Below are 17,499 nucleotides of genomic sequence, written 5' to 3'. Positions count from 1 at the left end.
TTCCTTTCCTAAAATGAGATACCTAGATACCGAAAAAAACAAGAAAAACGCCATGGCCTTTTACCGAATGGCCTATGAAGGAAATCCCAAAACCGCCATTGAAACCTATTGCGAGGGACAGTATATTCAGCACAATCCGCATGTAGCCGACGGTCCGCAAGGCTTTATCGACTATTTTGAAAGAATGCACAGGGAGTACCCTGAAAAATCGATTGAATTTGTACGGACCATTGCGGAGGGCGACCTAGTGGCCCTGCACACCCATCAAATCTGGCCCGATGACGACCAATATGTTACGATGGATTTCTTCCGGTTCGATGAAAATGGAAAGATTTGTGAACATTGGGACGCCATCCAACAAATACCCAAAACATCGGCAAATACCAATACCATGTATTGATGATTATTAGTATTACGGCGACAAAAGACCGTAAAAGCCATAATCACTTTCCTATTTTTGAGTCCAAGGCCCAGGTATTGTCCTTGATATAATGAAGGAGTACCACAAAAAAGGCAACATGGATAAGCTGCGACGGTAAAATATCCCAGTTTTCTATTAAAGTAGTACCGAAGATCAAGACCAGCATAATCAATGCCCCCAAAAGAATCGCTTGTCTGGTAAACAGTCCAATAAGCAACAGCAATCCCACACAAAATTCCAAAATAGGGAGGGCATAACTAAAAGGAACGACCATAAACTCCGGCAACATGGAGTTTTCAAAGCTTTTCACCATCCAGCTACTAAATCCAGAAAGTTTGGGCAAGCGTACCAATCCGTGCCCGAACATGCTTAGGCCAATGGCCATACGAAGTATTAAATAACCGGTTTTGTCCATATTATCTTTTATTGCAAATATAAAGATAAAGGGTAGTAAGAAAGAAGATGTCCTAACTTATCGTAGGAAAAGCAAAATATCTATATAAACATTAATGTGAGGGATATGGGTTTTCTTCCCCTTAAACAAACGCCACCTTTACTTTTTAATCTGAAAAAAAGGATTGTAAAAGAAAGTCCCAATCACTGTTTTTTTCCATTATTTTTAACCCTATGAAAAAAGTATTGATTCTATTTTCACATCCTACATTTGAAAAATCAAGAGCGAATGCCATTCTTGTGGAGCATGTAAAAAACAAGGAAGGAGTTACTTTTCACGATTTGTATGAAGAGTACCCCGATTTTCATATCGATGTCTCTTTTGAAAAACAACTTCTAATGGAGCACGATATTATTATATGGCATCATCCTTTCTATTGGTATAACTGCCCGCCATTAATGAAACAATGGATAGATATGGTTTTGGAATTCAATTGGGCCTATGGTCCAAATGGTACGGCCTTGGAATCAAAGACCTGTTTAAATGTAATAACTACGGGAGGCACAAAAGAATTGTATTGTTCGGAAGGCAGCAACAGCTATACCGTTGATGAATTTTTACGTCCGTTCGAACAGACCGCCAATTTATGTCTTATGAACTACCTACGTCCATTTTTAGTAATGGGAACACACCAACTTACAGAAGAAGAACTTGAAGCTTACGGTAATAAGTATAGCGAATTAATAGATACGCTACAAAATAAGAAAACCAATTCAATTGAACACGGTGTCACCTAGCGTGGCATTAGATGAAAACCATTCAGATTATGACAGGAAACATACTTTTTAATGTAATTGTTTTTCTAACAAGCGCCATTATTTGTGTTTATATCGCCAAACGGTTAGGGCTTAGTTCTGTATTGGGTTACTTGTTGGCAGGTGTTTTAATAGGTCCTTATGTATTTGGTTTTATAGGGGAAGAAGGGGAGGACATTCTTCATTTTGCCGAATTTGGGGTGGTTATGATGTTATTTTTGATCGGACTCGAAATTGAACCTAAAAATTTCTGGAATATGCGTAAAACCATATTGGGAATGGGTGGATTTCAAGTAGCAGGTACCCTATTGCTTTCCTATTTCCTTTTTATGTTTTTGGGGTATGAAGGTAAGGTCTCCCTGGTAATTTCTATGGCTGTTGCCTTATCATCGACCGCTATTGCCCTGCAGACCATTAAAGAAAAAGGGTTAATGGCAACCACCTTTGGTACTTCGGCATTTTCCATTTTACTGTTTCAGGATATCATCGTAATTTTTATGCTGGGTGCCATTCCCTTACTTTCAAATTCGGAAGGTTCGTCTATTGAAAAAAGCCTTGGCCATAGCAATCTATTAGATGGTCTTCCTATTGGTTTTCAAACACTTGCCATTATTTTATCTGTTGCAACCATTATTGTGGCCGGACGATATTTAATAGTACCTATATTGAGAAAGGTGGCCAAAACAGGTGTTAGGGAACTTTTGATCGCTTCTGCCTTTTTAATTGTCTTTAGTATTTCGCTCTTAATGGAGTATGTAGGGCTTAGCCCTGCATTAGGTGCTTTTTTAGGAGGTGTGGTATTGTCTAACAGTCAATTTAAACATGAGTTGGAAAGCACCTTGGAACCTTTTAAGGATTTATTGTTGGGGTTGTTTTTTATGGCCGTGGGAGCTTCAATAAACTTTGTTATAATCAGTAAGATACCTTTGACTATTGGAGGATTGTTGATTATAATCGTATTGCTAAAGGCCTTTGTACTTTTTATTACCGGACGAATTTTTAAACTCAAATTCGACCAAAAACTTATGTTGACCTTTGGTCTGGCTCAAATAGGCGAATTTGCCTTTGTAGTACTGTCTTTCGCGTTTCAATTAAATATTCTAAACCAAGAACAAATCGACATTATGCTTGTGGTAACAGCACTTTCTATGTCCGTTACCCCCATGGTAAGTGCGTTTAATGAACGTATATTACTTCCAAGAATAGGAACCAAAGAGTCTATAAAAAGACCTATGGACCATATTGCCAAATCACATAAGATTATACTTGTCGGCTTTGGCCATTTTGGTAGTACCGTTGGCCGTTTTTTAAGGTCACATGGTATCGAGGCCACCATATTGGACCATGATTCGAACAGAGTAGATTTTTTACGTAAAATGGGATTTGATGTGTATTATGGTGATGCCACCCGAATAGATCTATTGGAATCAGCAGGAATAGCAGAAGCAAAAATATTGATATGCGCGATAGATAATATGGATGTCACAAAAAATGTCACTAAAATCGTCAAGGAAAAATATCCCCATGTGGAACTTATGGTACGTGCAAAAAACAGGGATGCCGCCTATGATCTACTGAACATGGGTATAGAAAATATTTATAGGGAAACATTGGATACCTCTTTGGCTCTGGCAAAGGATACGCTCAGTAAAATGGGCTTTAGAAAATATACCCTGAACAGACAGGTCAAAAATTTTATAAAGTACGATGAGGATAGCTTACGACGCTTGGCGACCGAACCAAAACAAGACAAGAATTTTATATTTAAGGCCAGAAAAGAGCTAGAGGAACAAGAACGACTTTTAAATGCCGACCTAGAAAGAGGTGTGGTAATATATGATGATCTATGGGATAGCGAACAGATTAGAAAAACTCTGGAAAAACAGCAAAAAAACAACGCCTCACAAAGCAAAACAACTTAAAGGCCCATACGCTGTATTAAACATGTTTTCATTAATGAAAATCGTTTACGCCAAAATAGTAGAAGAAATCATCTTCTCGGTTACTCGCCTTTTTTAAAAGTAAAAATCAAGGGACTTTTCATAAATTTCCAATTATTCACCCCATAATTTTACAGAACCCTCCTGAATAGTTCTTATGTGTCTTAAAAACGTGTTATCTTAGTTTTTTAGAAAAAAATAGTGTTCATAGAGCTGCAATAAAATTGTATTTGAGGCCCATTAATTTGAACATTGCATAGTATAGAAAGGCTTAAAACATGTTCCCCATATACCAATTTATTATTGTTCTGTTTCTTCTTATTGATTTTAACATAGGTACCGATATACCCCTTTACACCCTCAACGACACTACTTTGTATTTTGATATCGTCTTAAAGGACAAAGTAATCGGAAATTTAAAAGCAACCAAGAACAGTAAGGACAACAAGATATTTTATCAAAGTGAAACCGCTATAAAAACAAGGGTCATCAAAAATATCGAGGTAAACTATAAATACGATGTTACTTTTGAAAACAAGGTTATGAAAAAAGCTGATGTTGTTATCGATGTAAATAATAAGCCCCATGCCAATACCGTAACAAACTGGAATAGTTCACAATATCAAGTTATAAAAAATGGCAAGGAAGAAGAGGTACTGGAAACCTCTATCGATTACACTACTATTTTACTTTATTTTAAGGAACCTGTGAATATCGACCTTTGTTACTCTGAACAAGATGGAAGTTTTAACACCATAGTCGCACTTGGAGAACACTCTTACAAGAAAATCAACGCAAAAGGGAAAGAAAACATTTACTATTATAAAAATGGAGTTCTAGAAAAAGCCAGTATCGATGGAGGTCTGGTGAAATTTGAGATAATTGCACGTAATTGAACATAAAAAAAGATAAGATGGATATTGGCTTGGTTTTGTCGGGCGGTGGAATACGGGGAGTCGCACATATTGGACTAATAAAAGCTTTAGAGGAGCATGATATATATGCCACGCATATTGCAGGCACCAGTGCAGGTGCCATTGTAGGCGCCTTATATGCCGGAGGTGTACCTTGGTCAGAAATATTACAGTTTTTCAAGGTTACATCCATTTTCCATACCAGTAGATTCGCCAAAGGAAAACCTGGATTTATAGATACCGAAAAATTCTATGACGAGTTTAAGAAGTACTTACCAGACGATCGTTTTGAAAAATTGCCCAAAACCTTGTTCGTTACCGCAACAAATATCATAAACGGCGAACTAAAGATTTTTCATGAGGGAGAACTGATACGGCCTGTATTGGCATCGGCTACTTTTCCTGGAGTATTTTCACCCATTGCTATTAACGGTTCTTATTATGTAGATGGGGGCGTATTGAACAATTTTCCGGTAGAACCACTTAAAATATATTGCGACAAGATTATCGGCAGCTATGTAAATCCTTTAAAAAATATTGATGTAAAAGATTTAAAGCATTCCTATAACGTAGTGGACAGGGCCTATAAACTAAAGTCGGCAGCGGAATCGTTGGCAAAGTTCAATGATTGTGATTTTGTTATTTCACCAGAGGCGTTGAGTAATTTTGCTACTTTCGATATGCGAAGTATCGATACTATCTTTGATATTGGTTACCAAAGCACTAAGGAAATATTAAAATCATACAAGTTATAACTTTAGAAGCCCCCTAATTACAACAGCAGGATTTTTTCAGTGTTTGAACGTTGATAAACAATATTTTATCCTTTATTATTTCATAATTGTAAATTAGTAATATTGAATTTCGTTAATTCATATGTTTACTTAACGATTGGAAGTACCCCTAATATGAAATTATACCCCCTTATTTTAATTCTCTTTTTTTTTCAACTCATCGAGGCCCAGGTAACCCCTGCCGAAAAAGCTGCCCTACAAGCATTTTATGACGCTACGGATGGTCCAAATTGGGATAGCGAAACCGATGGGGACCCAACGAACGATTGGGACTTTACCGGTCCCGTTACCGATGATTGGTATGGATTGACCCTGACAGGGGGGCATGTTGTCGGTATTGATATGAACCCTACAGACTATTTTAACGCAGGTAACATACAATCTGGATATATTCCTGATGAACTGGCAGACCTGGAATTTTTAACTGTACTGGACATTTCTGGATGTGGCCTTTCTGGAAATTTCCCAGTAAGCTTAACCACATTGAGTAATCTTACTTCATTGAATCTTTGGAACAACGACCTTGATGGAGAAATTCCAATTGAGGTTACCGATATGGTTCAGTTAACCAACTTAAACCTATCTAGAAATAACTTTACCGGCTACATATACCCGGAATATGGAAATTTAATCAACTTAAGATATTTATTGCTTTCCGATAATGAATTAACAGGAACCATTCCCGATACCATAGGAAACTTAACTTCATTATATGTTTTAAGCCTTGGAAGCCAATTGCTTACAGGAGAGCTTCCTGTTTCATTGAGAAACTTGGTCAATTTAAGGGAGCTTTCGATCGATGCAACATATATTTCCGGTAACATTCCTCCTGAATATGGTGAAATGATCAGTTTGGAAACTCTTAACTTAACATCATATAGTAGTACTCTTGATGGCGGACTTACAGGGCCTATTCCTGATTCTTTTGGGAATTTGGTCAATTTAAACAGTCTTAATTTATGGGGGAATGCCCTTTCAGGTTCCATTCCCGAATCATTATCCAATTTAACTGATTTACAATACTTCAATATAGCCAACAACGAAATATCCGGAACCTTTTCCCCCAGTTTTTCGAACTGGACCGATATTGACCAAATACTTGCTTTTAACAATAATATAGAAGGGGAAATTCCTGATACTTACTCTTCTTTTTCACAGATTAAGATTTTTATGGTAAACGACAATGCACTCTCTGGTGAATTGCCCGCTAGTCTTTCACAATGGTCCAATATTATAATTTTCGACATTAGAAACAATGAGTTTACCGGTAGTTTGCCCGCTTCCTTCTCGCAATGGACGAATGTAGAATCAATTAGTGTTTCGAATAATAATATGGAAGGTACTATGCCAGATTTTACTACCAATGTAAATTTAGAGACTTTTGCTTTTAATGATAACCGATTTCAATTTGGGGATTTTGAGGACGAGTTCGACTATTACGACCAAAGTATTACTGGTTTCTACTATAGTCCCCAAGCCAAGGTCAACGATACCGAAACATTTGATGGTTGTGTAGGATCCAGTTTAACATTGTCCACGGTCGTTAGTGGTTCGGCCAACGTTTACCAATGGTTTAAGGACGGCGCCCCCATTTCCGGTGCAACGGATGCCGATCTTGTCTTGGACCCCTTGTCCGTTTCCGATGCCGGGGTATATACCTGTGAGATAACCAGCACTATTGTAACGGGCCTTACCCTTGAGCGAAACCCTATTACGGTTACCGTTAACGAAGATGCACCCACGGCCAACCTAGTATCCGACATCCTCGGATGTGATCTTGATGCTGATGGGTTTGCACAATTCAACATAGACCTAGCGGATATAGCGTCACAGGCCATAGGAAGCCAAACAGGGGTGAGCGTGTCCTATTTTGACGCTTCGGGCAACCCCTTGACCCTTGCCGACCCTTATACCAATACCGTTCAAAACGAAGAGTTGATTACCGTAAGGGTCAGCAATGCCAGTGGTTGTTACGGTGAAACCGTATTTAGTCTTATCGCAACACAGCCGGTTACGGCCGATACCCTTGGGGACGTGGTCGCCTGCGATAGTTACACCCTTCCGGAGCTTAATCCAGGGAACACTTATTTTACACAGGCCAATGCCAATGGAAGCCAACTACGGGCAGGTGATATCATTGATAGTTCGCAAACCATATATATTCACACGGGTGTGGGCGATTGTGCAGACGAGACAAGTTTTAACGTTACCATCGATCCTCCGGTGGCCGTTGACCGATTAGAGGATGTTACGGAATGCGAGATGTTTGTTCTGCCTGCCTTGACCAATGGCCAGTATTACACCGAAAGCGGGGGAGAGGGCATTAGCTTGAACGAAGGGGATAGCATTACCGAAACCACTACGGTATACATTTATAACCAATCTGGGGCTTGTTCCGATGAGTCCAGTTTTACCGTGACCATAGACCTACTGGCCTGTGAAGATTCGGCAGAATCCATACGTTCCAAATTTCCCAAGTTCTTTACGCCAAATCAGGATGGGGCAAACGATACATGGAAGGTGGACCAAGAGTTCTTTGCGCTAGAAGGAACCATTACCATTTATGACCGTTATGGCAAGCTTTTGGCCCAGTTCGACGCTGTGAACGGTTCTTGGGACGGAACCTTGAACGGCCGTAGGCTACAGGCAAGCGATTATTGGTTCAAATTTGAGGAAAAAGACGGAAAAACAATTATTACGGGACACTTCTCTCTTGTGAGGTAGTTTTTAACACCAGCATAAAATCTCTTCGCTCTAACAACTTTAAACAAAGAACCAAATAACTTGTTTTTGTATTTGTCTATAACTTTTTCTTGTGTATAGACACAAATAGGGCTTTGGTCTAGAACCTTCTTTTTATACAATTTGCGCAACTACTTTTGCACGCATATAAAATATTCTAAACACATAATCATGAAAAAAGTAATAGGTTCCTTAGCTTTAATAGCTGCCTTGGCCAGCTGTAATAGTGTAAAAAACATGAACACATCAAATGTTTCCGATGCGGCAACATTATTGAGCTCTTTAAGTTCTAACTCAACCGTACAACAGGTGGCAAGTCTTTTTAGTCTTTTAGATACCAATAACGACGAAGCTATTAGTTCAACCGAAGCCATTGGTTCCGTTGCCGACAATTTCGATGTTTTGGACACCGACAACAACTCTAGTCTTAACCTTACAGAATTACAAGGTATACTTTCGTTACTGTAATAACGGATCAATGTATTATACAATTTGGCGTATTCTAATGAATGCGCCTTTTTTTATCTATACAATTACCTCTCTCATAGATAAAAAAACAGATCTAATCTAGTTTACCTACCATGAATTAAACCTAAGGTAAAAATAGCAGTCAAAATAGTGAATGTGCAAAACAAAGTTTAATCTTTAAAAATGATGAGCCATGAAAACAAATAACAAAAAATATCTATTATTATTCTTGTTCTTAACCGGATTTATATTCTACGGTACGGCACAAAGAAGTAACCGAACAACTAAAACGACAAGGACTACCACCGTAGTTAGAAAAACACCCAACAGGGTATCCAGTAAAAAAGTAGTTTATAGAACCCCAAAAAAGAAAGTTGTTTCGGTAAGAACCGTTCCGAATAAAAAAGTAATCGTACATAAAGGCCAGAATTACTACTATTCCAACAACAAATTTTACACTCTTTCTAGAGGTAGATACATTGTAATAGCACCTAAAATTGGTTTCAGGATAAATACGTTGCCGCCCGATTTTACAAGAATACGTTTTAACAACCATATTTATTTTAATGTGAGCGGTACTTTTTATACCCAAGTAGATGACGGATATGAAGTTGTTGAACCAGAAATAGGCACTATCGTCTACGAACTTCCAGATGATTACGAGAAAGTAACTATAGACGGAGAAACTTATTACGAGTTCGGAAACATTTTATACGAAAAAATTCAAGTTAATGGTACCAGGGCTTACGAAGTGGTGGGTATTATAGACATGGAGTAACGTTTACATTCTACATTATATAATTCTTAAAAAAGCACTGTCCATTTTGGGCGGTGCTTTTTTGTACCGTTTATCGGTCGTTAAAACACTACTTATCTGTAAATAAAATAGTTAATACAGCATTTCAACCTTCTTTTAGTGTTTCCCATGGGGAATGTTTACTTATCGGTAAACAATTCTGTACTATCGTACATCTAAATATAAGATTCATATACAAATATCAACAAAACCTCTTAAGATAACCTTCCATAATCCATTGACGGTTTTACAGTTGACTCATTTTTATATAAATTAATACTTTAAACACTATAATAAGCCATTCTATCATGCACGCATATTTGTTTCCTGGTCAAGGCAATCAATTTCCTGGTATGGGAAAAGATCTGTTCGAAAATTCCGGTATGGCAAGAAACTATTTTAAAAAGGCCAATGATATATTGGGCTTTTCTATTTCGGAGATAATGTTCAATGGAAGTGCAGATGACTTAAAAAAGACTATATATGCACAACCTGCTATTTTTCTACACTCTTATATATTGGTAAAAACCCTTGGCAACAACTTTAAACCTGACATGGTCGCCGGCCATTCATTGGGCGAAATATCCGCTTTGACTGCTATTGAATCGTTAGATTTCGAATCTGCCCTAAAACTGATATCCATTAGGGCATCACTTATGCAAAAGGTTTTTGAAACGGAGGAAACCGGTATGGCCGTGGTCATCGGTCTTTACGATATTATTGTTCAGGACGTATGCTCAAAAGTGGATGGCATTGTTGCCCCCGCCAACTATAACGCCCCCAAACAAGTGGTTATTTCGGGGGAGAAAAAAGCTTTAAAGGAGGCTTGCGATGCATTAAGACCTGGCGCTATCGATGTATTAAATTTACCTGTAAGCGGAGCATTTCATTCGCCTTATATGAAACCCATAATCGACGATTACAGAACTGCAGTTGAGCTAACAACATTTAAAATCCCCAAGTGTCCCATTTATCAAAATGTTACGGCACGCCCCACTACCAACATAACAACCATAAAGAAAAACTTGGTAAATCAATTAACATATCCCGTGTTATGGCGACAAACAATTCGTCATATGATAGCCGATGGGGCCAAAGAATTTACAGAAATTGGTCCTGGAAATTTTTTAAGGGGCCTCGTACACCAAATCAATAAGAATGTAACGGTAAAAGGAATTTCATAGGCCGACATATTTTTTACAACTCTTCTCGTTTACATACTATGGCCACGGCAACCTAGAACCACCATAAAACAATCCTACTTTTTTTATTTCCCTGCAGCATTGGTATTATGTGGTAATCGGCCTTTGCTTTTTTTAACTGCTTTTCAATTTTTGGCACATTATCGGATTTGGCCACTAAACTCGTAAATAATTTCACTTGGCCCTTAAATAATATACTTTCCTTTATCAGCCTTTTAATAAAAAGCGCCTCACCGCCATTACACCAAAGTTCATTGGCCTGTCCTTCAAAATTATAAGACCGCTCTCTTTTATCGGTATTTCCTTCTAAATTCTTAAGCTTTCTAAGGTTTTCTTTTACTGCCTCTTCCTCAGAGCTATAAAAAGGAGGATTACAGACGGTAAAATCAAAATGCTCATTTTTACCCACTATATTCTTAAACAGAAAACCCTTGTTCTCTTGCCAACAGATTTTCACCTTACCCTGTAACTCTTTTGTTCTAATTATATTGGCTTTGGCTATTTCTACAGCTTTTGCATCGCTTTCCGCACCAACCATCTGCCAATTAAAATATTGAGCTCCAAGAATACAATAGATACCATTGGCGCCGGCACCAATATCCAATCCCTTTAGTTGTAAATCTTTTGGCAATTTAAATTTGTCTAAAAGGAAATCGCGAACATGCAACAAATAATCTAAACGCCCCGGTATGGGAGGTATCAAATATCCGGTAGGCAGTTGATAATCATCCAATTTAAAATCTGCGAGCAATATGGCCTTGTTCAATGCCAATACCGCTGATGAAGAACTAAAATCTATGGTCTTTTCCCCTGTGGGATTGGAAACGACATATTTTTTTAATTCAGGATGATGTTTTACCAGCCTATTTAGATCATAGCGATTATGATATGGATTTTGGGCATGCATGTAAACAAAAGTTTCTTTTTGGTGTTATTTTCTAATGTGTTTGGCTCGTTCCATAAAATGATCCTCAAAACGTGCTAACATGGGGGGCAAATTTTCTGCAAACAACACGTATTGGCATTTTATTATGCTCTGAGTAACCCCAAGCATGGCATTATATTCGGATCGTTGTTTTAAAAAGTCACCATCGTCTATACTACAGATCTGTAATTGCGACGTACTTACCCCATTCAACAAAAACAATTTATACAAATTGGTAGGTGTGGTAACAAGAATATCGATTCCTTCGAATATTTCAGATTTTTGTACATCTATGTGAAGTTCTTTGTAACCTACATAAACCCGCAACGAGGTTTGTTTGGTATATGCCAAAAAGGCCTTGTACAATTCCATGGCGCGCTCCTTGTTTTCGACAAGGACTACCGCTCTGGGTGCATTTCCTTCTGCCTTGCACTTTAGCTTTTGCAATGTTGTTAACAATAGAGTAGTGGTCTTACCACTATTGCTCGGGGCAATACAAAAGGCGTTTGCTCCACTTTTTATTACAGGAATACTACTTTTTTGAAAAGGGGTAGGGGTCTCTATAGATAAACGTTCGAGAACTTCTAATAAATGGGGATGTAATTTTTTAAACGACATAACTTTCTATTGCAAGAGCACATTTTTTAATCTAAATGCCAAGGCCCCAAAGATACCATCTATGACCGAGAACAGTAGAACATACCTGTTTAAGTTTAATTTGACTTTTCGTTACACTAGGTACCTATAGCAGACCACCCGTTATTGTTGTATACAATGTAAATGGGGAGGTTCTTTCAGGCAACAAACCTATAAATGGACCAACACTAACCATACATCCTAATCCGACCTCGGGTATTCTTTATATAAAAGGAATGGTCGGACAATGGGACCATTCAAATATATGATATAAGCGGAAAACATATACTGACATTGACAACCCAAGATTCATCATACAAGCTGAATATGAATGAACTGGCCTCGGGAGTATATGCAATTTCTATGATAAATGTAGGCACCGAAACAGTATATGCCAAAAAAGTGATCAAGGTAAATTGATGTATTTTCCTCAAGTTACGGTGAAAAAAAACATAAAAACTTTATCAAAGTACGTAACTAGTTACATAAAATAATATACATTTGCGTAACCAGTTACTTAATAAATGGGTTATGGATGATTTTCTAATACAAATGGAGTACGAGGGACTTACCAGTAGGCTAAAGCGTTTAAGCGATGCCCTGTTGTACAGTACCAAAGATCTTTATAAAAGTAAAGGATTGGATATAGAACCAAATTGGAACCTAATATTCCGATTGTTACAGGAGCACGAGTCCATGACCATTACAGAAATGGCTGATACCTTGCAGTTTTCACACCCAGCGGTAGTAAAGATTGTAAAGAAAATGAAAAAGAACGGCTACATAGCCACCAAAGAAGATGCAAACGACAAACGTAAACAAGTTCTCTCATTAACACCAAAAGCACATGAGCATATTACCGTATTTAAACGCTACTGGGAAGCGGGGACAGAGGTCACCCGAGATATTTTGGCCAATAGTCCGCATTTTATGGAGGAACTAGAGCGCATAGAAGAAAAAATTAATGAAGCAAATTATAAAGAACGTACCTTAAAAAAACTATAACTCAATGAATTTATATGCTGAAATTTTGGGCTATATAGCCATCATGGCCGGGTTTTATGCCGTTACCAAAAAAGACATGGGCGGTTTTAGACTATGGCATATGATCTCTAGCTTTTTTTATGTCATTTATGGCGTGTTTTTAGTTTCAGGACCCTTAATTATATCTGGTGCCATTTTCTGTGTTATACACATGTACCACCTACGTAAATTAAAACAACAACAGAAACAGAACAATTTGGACAACCACACCAATTGTTCGTCGTGTTAATTTAAATTTACTGGAGAAAACCAAACGAACGTATATAAGTATTAGAATCTATTAATTATAAAAAAGGACAACGCTAGGAGGGAAGCGTTGGCCTTTCTAATTACAATTCTGTACAGAACTGTAATCGTCTGTATATTGTCTTGCTTTTTAAAAAGAAAACCTTATTGTTTAAAAGAAGGCAATTCCACTACATACGATTCTACCGAAGTACCGTCTTCACTACCGCTCCAGTCAGAACCAAAAAGCACTCTGGTTCCAGTAGGACTTATGACCGCGTGGGGTTCTCCCCAATAATCAAATTCATCTTCATCGGCCCTATGGTGCCCAATTCTATATACTTCTACATTGCCTTTTTCCACCCTGGCGATTACCAATTCTTGGTCTAAAAGCGATTGACCGTCTTGTTCATAACCTATCATCGATGCTGCAATCCAACCTGGATTTTTATGGGCAACGGCAGAGATATGGGTGCCGCTCTTTGGGTAATCGTATCCTAAATCAGTTGAAATTACGGGTATACAATCTCCAGTGTTTAGGTCAAAAGCAATAATATCGCCCAAGCATCCTCCATTAGGGCCTTCGGCAAACGTAATGGAATAATGGGTATCCGTACCATCTGTCATTTGGCCCAAACAAGAATGTTCTACTCCACTTTTATTCAGTCGCACCTTAAAATTACCATTGGCATCGTATGATGATACGTTATGGTAAAATAGATTGCCACTTGGTGCTGGCATAGCCGCAATATAGTTTACATCGTCAAGGTCTATGGTTATCAATTGTTCGGTAGAAAGCCTATAGGCAAAAGTTGTATCGTTATCGCATCTAAATCCTACTACATCAGAATCCCAAGACATCATTTGCACATCGTTGCCCATACTAATATTTCCATCACATCCAGAAACCTCTCTTACGTTCACCAATACTTCCTTATCACCCGAAGACACCGTATATCTAATAAAATCATCCGTAAGGGCATCTAAATAATACAAAACATCAGGATCGTTAAAGTCCCAAAACAATTGTTCTATATCATCTGGACGAACATCGTCAAGATTACGAATAAAGGTATAGTCCATACCATCCAATAATTGGTGTACACCGTTGGTCTGGTCATATAATATCATTCTTGATTCGTCGGCGTTCCATGCCTGAATGGTACTGTACATGGGCTTGATCACCCCTCCATTTCCTGCATCGGAAATTCTTCTGATTATGGTACCAAAAGAAGGGTCTACAATAGATTCCAAATATCCAGGTCTTGCTACGTCTTGCATAGGGTGGGGTTCAAGATTGTTCGCAACCAATTCAGTCGCCACATCTATGGTATTTTCGTTTTCTTCGGATGCAACCTCATCTTCAGTTGAGTCCGTAGAAGTCTCATTATCTTCCTCTTCTTGATTAACAAGAACATTGTCATCCGAACAACTGTAGATAGCGAAAGCTATACAAAACAACCATAAGTAGTTTTTAAATTTGATCATAAAATTTGAATTTAGGGGTTTAAATATGTACGGAGAAACGATTGGTCTTAGTTGTTAAAATCGACTTTTTATAGTGATGTTAAACATAACCAACACAGAAACAACACTATACAATACACTACAAAATGCCTGCCGAGAAATTTGTTATTTTTTTACTTGTATATCGACCAATTCCAAATAAATAAAATACAAACAACATTTAGAACAAAGTCTTTAAAATGAGGGATATTTTTGTATTCATAGCCCTTAACTTTGTAATATACGACATACGACTATGCAGATTGAACATACCGCTTATTCCATTTTAGACCTTGCACTGGTATCGGAAGGTCATACATATAAACAAACCTATAACAACGTTCTTAAATTGGCCCAACATGCCGAAAAATTCGGATATGAACGTTATTGGTTGGCAGAACACCATAATGCCCCAAACATTGGCAGTAGTGCCACTTCGGTACTTATTGGATATGTAGCCGAGAATACCAGTACCCTTCGTGTCGGATCTGGAGGTATTATGTTACCCAACCATTCGCCACTGGTGGTTGCCGAGCAATTTGGCACCTTGGCCTCTTTATACCCAAACCGTATTGATCTAGGACTGGGTAGGGCACCGGGAACGGATAGGGAAACGGCACTGGCCATACGATCAGATTTTATGAGCGCCGCACATTCTTTCCCCAATGAACTGGAAAAACTGGAAATGTACTTTTCTAAAGACAATGTCAACGCCAAAATACGGGTTCCGGTAGCGGAAGTGAACAAGGTTCCTTTTTATATTTTAGGTTCCAGTACGGATAGCGCCCATTTGGCAGCAAAAAAAGGGTTGCCATATGCATTTGCAAGTCATTTTGCCACTACCCATTTATGGGAAGCCCTAGAAATTTATCGCAAAGAATTTAAGCCCTCAAAAAATCTCGAAAAGCCATATATAATAACTGGCATCAATATTATTATTGCCGATACCGATGAAAAGGCCCAATGTTTGTTTACCTCTTTAATACGCATGATCGTAGGTATTTTTACAGGTAAGAGAGATTATGTACAACCGCCTACCGCGATGACAGACGATCTTAGAGAAATCTTAAAACACTCTCAAGTACACCAAATGCTAAAATATTCCTTTGTAGGCAGTAAAGCTACCGTGAAAGCACAGGTTAGAGAATTTTTAGAGCAGTCGAAGGTAGATGAACTTATTGCCGTTACCAACATTTATGATATTAACGACAGAATTAAATCGTACGAATTGTTTGCGGAGATTATGAAAGAGTTGGGGTAAACACGAAAACATTTACCAGTGAACATAGATATACAGATGACCACAATATGTACACATCGCTACCAGAAGTAAAACCATAATAATAGAAGATTTTGTATCCGGTATATAGTCAACTTTAAAAGGTGACGCAAGGAGCAAAAAATGTTCTTTAGAAGAGAAATAATCCGCCAAATATATAATTTTTACCGATTGCTCTCGAACAAATGCCTATCTTAGGTATCAAAGCCCCCATAAGAAGATGTAAGTTACACTCTAAATAAGCATTATGCCTTTATTTTTAGATTTACATAACCTTCCTGAGGGCATTACCCCGGCACATGTCGCTGAAATGCACCAGGCCGATTTGAATCTTGAACATAAATACAATTGTCGTGGGCTTACCTATTGGTGCGATGAAAAACGAAAAACCGCCTTTTGCCTCATAGAGGCGCCCAACAAAGAGGCATTGATAGCTCTACACGAAAATTCCCATGGTGCTGTTCCTACAAGAATTATTGAGGTAAACGACACCATTGTCGAGTCCTTTTTAGGACGTATTGAAGACCCCGAAAAGTCTAAAAATGTACGGCTCAATATTATCAACGAACCTGCCTTTAGAACCTTATTAGTGGTTAAAATAAAAAACAAGTCGTTAAGGGTTAAAGAAATTTCCACTTTAACGGCAGCCCTTAGAGGTTATACCGCCACTATAAAAAATGCCATATCACAATACAAAGGCCGTTTAGTGAAGCAGGAAGCGAATACCTTTTTAATTTCGTTCGATACCGTGACCAATGCCGTACATTGTGGAATAAAGGTCAAAGATGCATACCACCATGTTATTACTCCCGATGTAGAATTTAAAATTGGCATTAGTGCGGGAACCCCGATCACCGAAAAAGAAAATATTTTTGAGGATACCATAAAAACTTCAGATTACCTAAGCGATGTTGCCAAAGGTGGATTTTCGATTACAGATGTAATAAAAGATCTATACGAAGGAGAGAATCAAAACAGGCCATTGACTCATAAATTTATTAATGTTATAAATACCGTCGAAAAGAGTTTTATGATACAGTTAATGTTGTATACCGAAAAAATATGGTCTCAGAATAACATTAGCGTACGAGATTTTGAGAAAAGCCTAGGATATAGCAAATCGCAACTATACCGATATATGATGAATTTGGTAGGCAAATCCCCAAATATATTTTTAAGGGATTATCGCTTAAACAAGGCTTTGGAACTTATGAAAAAACAAAGTGACAACATTTCTGAGGTAGCCTATCAAACAGGTTTTAGTAGTCCTGCTTATTTTTCAAAATGCTTCCATAAAAAATATGGAATTCTACCTTCCAACTTCATTTCACACTAATATAACATTGTTATTCAAATAGTTACAAAAACATCCATCTTGGTCTAAAAGTATATTTTTTT

General features: G+C 37.9%; 17 protein-coding genes and 1 pseudogene. 14 read left to right on the top strand and 4 right to left on the bottom strand.

The genetic code is table 11. The annotated features are described in order from the left end of the window. Positions 1-13: 13 nt before the first annotated feature. The gene (locus AB657_RS03810; RefSeq protein WP_047245279.1) at positions 14-400 is read left to right on the top strand and encodes a nuclear transport factor 2 family protein; all 387 of its coding nucleotides are present in this window, start codon (positions 14-16) and stop codon (positions 398-400) included. A 43-nt stretch (positions 401-443) separates the two neighbouring features. Here the strand turns inward: AB657_RS03810 and AB657_RS03805 are convergent, their stop codons facing one another. After that, entirely contained in the window at positions 444-836 is a 393-nt protein-coding gene (locus AB657_RS03805; protein ID WP_047245278.1) for a DoxX family protein, read from the bottom strand. 212 nt (positions 837-1,048) lie between these two features. On the opposite strand from AB657_RS03805, the gene AB657_RS03800 reads away from it, so the two are divergent. The 8 genes from AB657_RS03800 (at position 1,049) to fabD (ending at position 10,468) form a co-directional block, all read left to right on the top strand. Next, positions 1,049-1,612, top strand: a complete 564-nt coding sequence (locus tag AB657_RS03800; protein WP_047245277.1) for an NAD(P)H-dependent oxidoreductase — start codon at positions 1,049-1,051, stop codon at positions 1,610-1,612. Positions 1,613-1,641: 29 nt separating this feature from the next. Beyond that, entirely contained in the window at positions 1,642-3,552 is a 1,911-nt protein-coding gene (locus tag AB657_RS03795; RefSeq protein ID WP_047247788.1) for a monovalent cation:proton antiporter-2 (CPA2) family protein, read from the top strand. 296 nt (positions 3,553-3,848) lie between these two features. Further along, entirely contained in the window at positions 3,849-4,466 is a 618-nt protein-coding gene (locus AB657_RS03790; RefSeq protein ID WP_052958615.1) for a DUF6134 family protein, read from the top strand. Continuing rightward, positions 4,463-5,239, top strand: a complete 777-nt coding sequence (locus AB657_RS03785) for a patatin-like phospholipase family protein (RefSeq protein ID WP_316933208.1) — start codon at positions 4,463-4,465, stop codon at positions 5,237-5,239. The genes AB657_RS03790 and AB657_RS03785 overlap by 4 nt, the downstream gene beginning before the upstream one ends. A gap of 153 nt (positions 5,240-5,392) precedes the next feature. Beyond that, entirely contained in the window at positions 5,393-8,002 is a 2,610-nt protein-coding gene (locus AB657_RS03780; RefSeq protein WP_047245276.1) for a T9SS type B sorting domain-containing protein, read from the top strand. A gap of 189 nt (positions 8,003-8,191) precedes the next feature. Then, positions 8,192-8,488, top strand: a complete 297-nt coding sequence (locus tag AB657_RS03775) for an EF-hand domain-containing protein (protein WP_047245275.1) — start codon at positions 8,192-8,194, stop codon at positions 8,486-8,488. Positions 8,489-8,681: 193 nt separating this feature from the next. After that, complete coding sequence (locus AB657_RS03770) at positions 8,682-9,266, top strand: DUF6515 family protein (RefSeq protein WP_047245274.1); 585 nt, start codon at positions 8,682-8,684, stop codon at positions 9,264-9,266. Between the two features lie 326 nt (positions 9,267-9,592). After that, positions 9,593-10,468: an ACP S-malonyltransferase gene (gene fabD, locus AB657_RS03765; protein ID WP_047245273.1), complete on the top strand. Its 876-nt coding sequence runs from the start codon at positions 9,593-9,595 to the stop codon at positions 10,466-10,468. Between the two features lie 52 nt (positions 10,469-10,520). On the opposite strand, the gene rlmF is transcribed toward fabD, so the two are convergent. Both rlmF and AB657_RS03755 read right to left on the bottom strand, forming a co-directional pair. Further along, on the bottom strand, positions 10,521-11,393 hold the full coding sequence (gene rlmF, locus AB657_RS03760; RefSeq protein WP_047245272.1) for a 23S rRNA (adenine(1618)-N(6))-methyltransferase RlmF: 873 nt from the start codon (positions 11,391-11,393) through the stop codon (positions 10,521-10,523). 24 nt (positions 11,394-11,417) lie between these two features. Then, positions 11,418-12,029 (bottom strand): DEAD/DEAH box helicase, encoded by a 612-nt coding sequence (locus AB657_RS03755; protein WP_047245271.1) that lies wholly within the window; start codon positions 12,027-12,029, stop codon positions 11,418-11,420. A gap of 270 nt (positions 12,030-12,299) precedes the next feature. Here AB657_RS03755 and AB657_RS18265 point away from each other — a divergent pair. The 3 genes and pseudogenes from AB657_RS18265 to AB657_RS03745 all read left to right on the top strand — a co-directional run. Beyond that, positions 12,300-12,467, top strand: a pseudogene (locus AB657_RS18265) (T9SS type A sorting domain-containing protein); the annotation flags it as partial. Positions 12,468-12,578: 111 nt separating this feature from the next. Beyond that, positions 12,579-13,052: a MarR family transcriptional regulator gene (locus AB657_RS03750; protein ID WP_047245270.1), complete on the top strand. Its 474-nt coding sequence runs from the start codon at positions 12,579-12,581 to the stop codon at positions 13,050-13,052. A 4-nt stretch (positions 13,053-13,056) separates the two neighbouring features. Then, a complete protein-coding gene (locus AB657_RS03745; protein WP_047245269.1) occupies positions 13,057-13,320 on the top strand; it encodes a YgjV family protein in 264 nt (87 codons plus the stop codon). 161 nt (positions 13,321-13,481) lie between these two features. Here AB657_RS03745 and AB657_RS03740 read toward each other — a convergent pair whose 3' ends face one another. Then, the gene (locus AB657_RS03740; protein WP_047245268.1) at positions 13,482-14,804 is read right to left on the bottom strand and encodes a hypothetical protein; all 1,323 of its coding nucleotides are present in this window, start codon (positions 14,802-14,804) and stop codon (positions 13,482-13,484) included. A gap of 274 nt (positions 14,805-15,078) precedes the next feature. On the opposite strand from AB657_RS03740, the gene AB657_RS03735 reads away from it, so the two are divergent. Both AB657_RS03735 and AB657_RS03730 read left to right on the top strand, forming a co-directional pair. Next, positions 15,079-16,083, top strand: coding sequence for an LLM class flavin-dependent oxidoreductase (locus AB657_RS03735; protein WP_047245267.1), 1,005 nt, complete (start codon positions 15,079-15,081; stop codon positions 16,081-16,083). A 265-nt stretch (positions 16,084-16,348) separates the two neighbouring features. Next, positions 16,349-17,437: a nickel-binding protein gene (locus tag AB657_RS03730; protein ID WP_047245266.1), complete on the top strand. Its 1,089-nt coding sequence runs from the start codon at positions 16,349-16,351 to the stop codon at positions 17,435-17,437. Positions 17,438-17,499: the final 62 nt, after the last annotated feature.

This window comes from Maribacter thermophilus (assembly GCF_001020565.1).
Taxonomy (GTDB): domain Bacteria; phylum Bacteroidota; class Bacteroidia; order Flavobacteriales; family Flavobacteriaceae; genus Maribacter; species Maribacter thermophilus.
The sequence above is the reverse complement of the archived record's forward strand: the minus strand, read 5'-3'. Positions and strand labels throughout refer to the sequence as shown.

Bases quoted from the DNA above. Each gene is read 5' to 3' on its own strand.
- AB657_RS03810 (WP_047245279.1), top strand. From the start codon at position 14: ATGAGATACCTAGATACCGAAAAAAACAAGAAAAACGCCATGGCCTTT.
- AB657_RS03805 (WP_047245278.1), bottom strand. From the start codon at position 836: ATGGACAAAACCGGTTATTTAATACTTCGTATGGCCATTGGCCTAAGC.
- AB657_RS03800 (WP_047245277.1), top strand. From the start codon at position 1,049: ATGAAAAAAGTATTGATTCTATTTTCACATCCTACATTTGAAAAATCA.
- AB657_RS03795 (WP_047247788.1), top strand. From the start codon at position 1,642: ATGACAGGAAACATACTTTTTAATGTAATTGTTTTTCTAACAAGCGCC.
- AB657_RS03790 (WP_052958615.1), top strand. From the start codon at position 3,849: ATGTTCCCCATATACCAATTTATTATTGTTCTGTTTCTTCTTATTGAT.
- AB657_RS03780 (WP_047245276.1), top strand. From the start codon at position 5,393: ATGAAATTATACCCCCTTATTTTAATTCTCTTTTTTTTTCAACTCATC.
- AB657_RS03775 (WP_047245275.1), top strand. From the start codon at position 8,192: ATGAAAAAAGTAATAGGTTCCTTAGCTTTAATAGCTGCCTTGGCCAGC.
- AB657_RS03770 (WP_047245274.1), top strand. From the start codon at position 8,682: ATGAAAACAAATAACAAAAAATATCTATTATTATTCTTGTTCTTAACC.
- fabD (WP_047245273.1), top strand. From the start codon at position 9,593: ATGCACGCATATTTGTTTCCTGGTCAAGGCAATCAATTTCCTGGTATG.
- rlmF (WP_047245272.1), bottom strand. From the start codon at position 11,393: ATGCATGCCCAAAATCCATATCATAATCGCTATGATCTAAATAGGCTG.
- AB657_RS03755 (WP_047245271.1), bottom strand. From the start codon at position 12,029: ATGTCGTTTAAAAAATTACATCCCCATTTATTAGAAGTTCTCGAACGT.
- AB657_RS03750 (WP_047245270.1), top strand. From the start codon at position 12,579: ATGGATGATTTTCTAATACAAATGGAGTACGAGGGACTTACCAGTAGG.
- AB657_RS03745 (WP_047245269.1), top strand. From the start codon at position 13,057: ATGAATTTATATGCTGAAATTTTGGGCTATATAGCCATCATGGCCGGG.
- AB657_RS03740 (WP_047245268.1), bottom strand. From the start codon at position 14,804: ATGATCAAATTTAAAAACTACTTATGGTTGTTTTGTATAGCTTTCGCT.
- AB657_RS03735 (WP_047245267.1), top strand. From the start codon at position 15,079: ATGCAGATTGAACATACCGCTTATTCCATTTTAGACCTTGCACTGGTA.
- AB657_RS03730 (WP_047245266.1), top strand. From the start codon at position 16,349: ATGCCTTTATTTTTAGATTTACATAACCTTCCTGAGGGCATTACCCCG.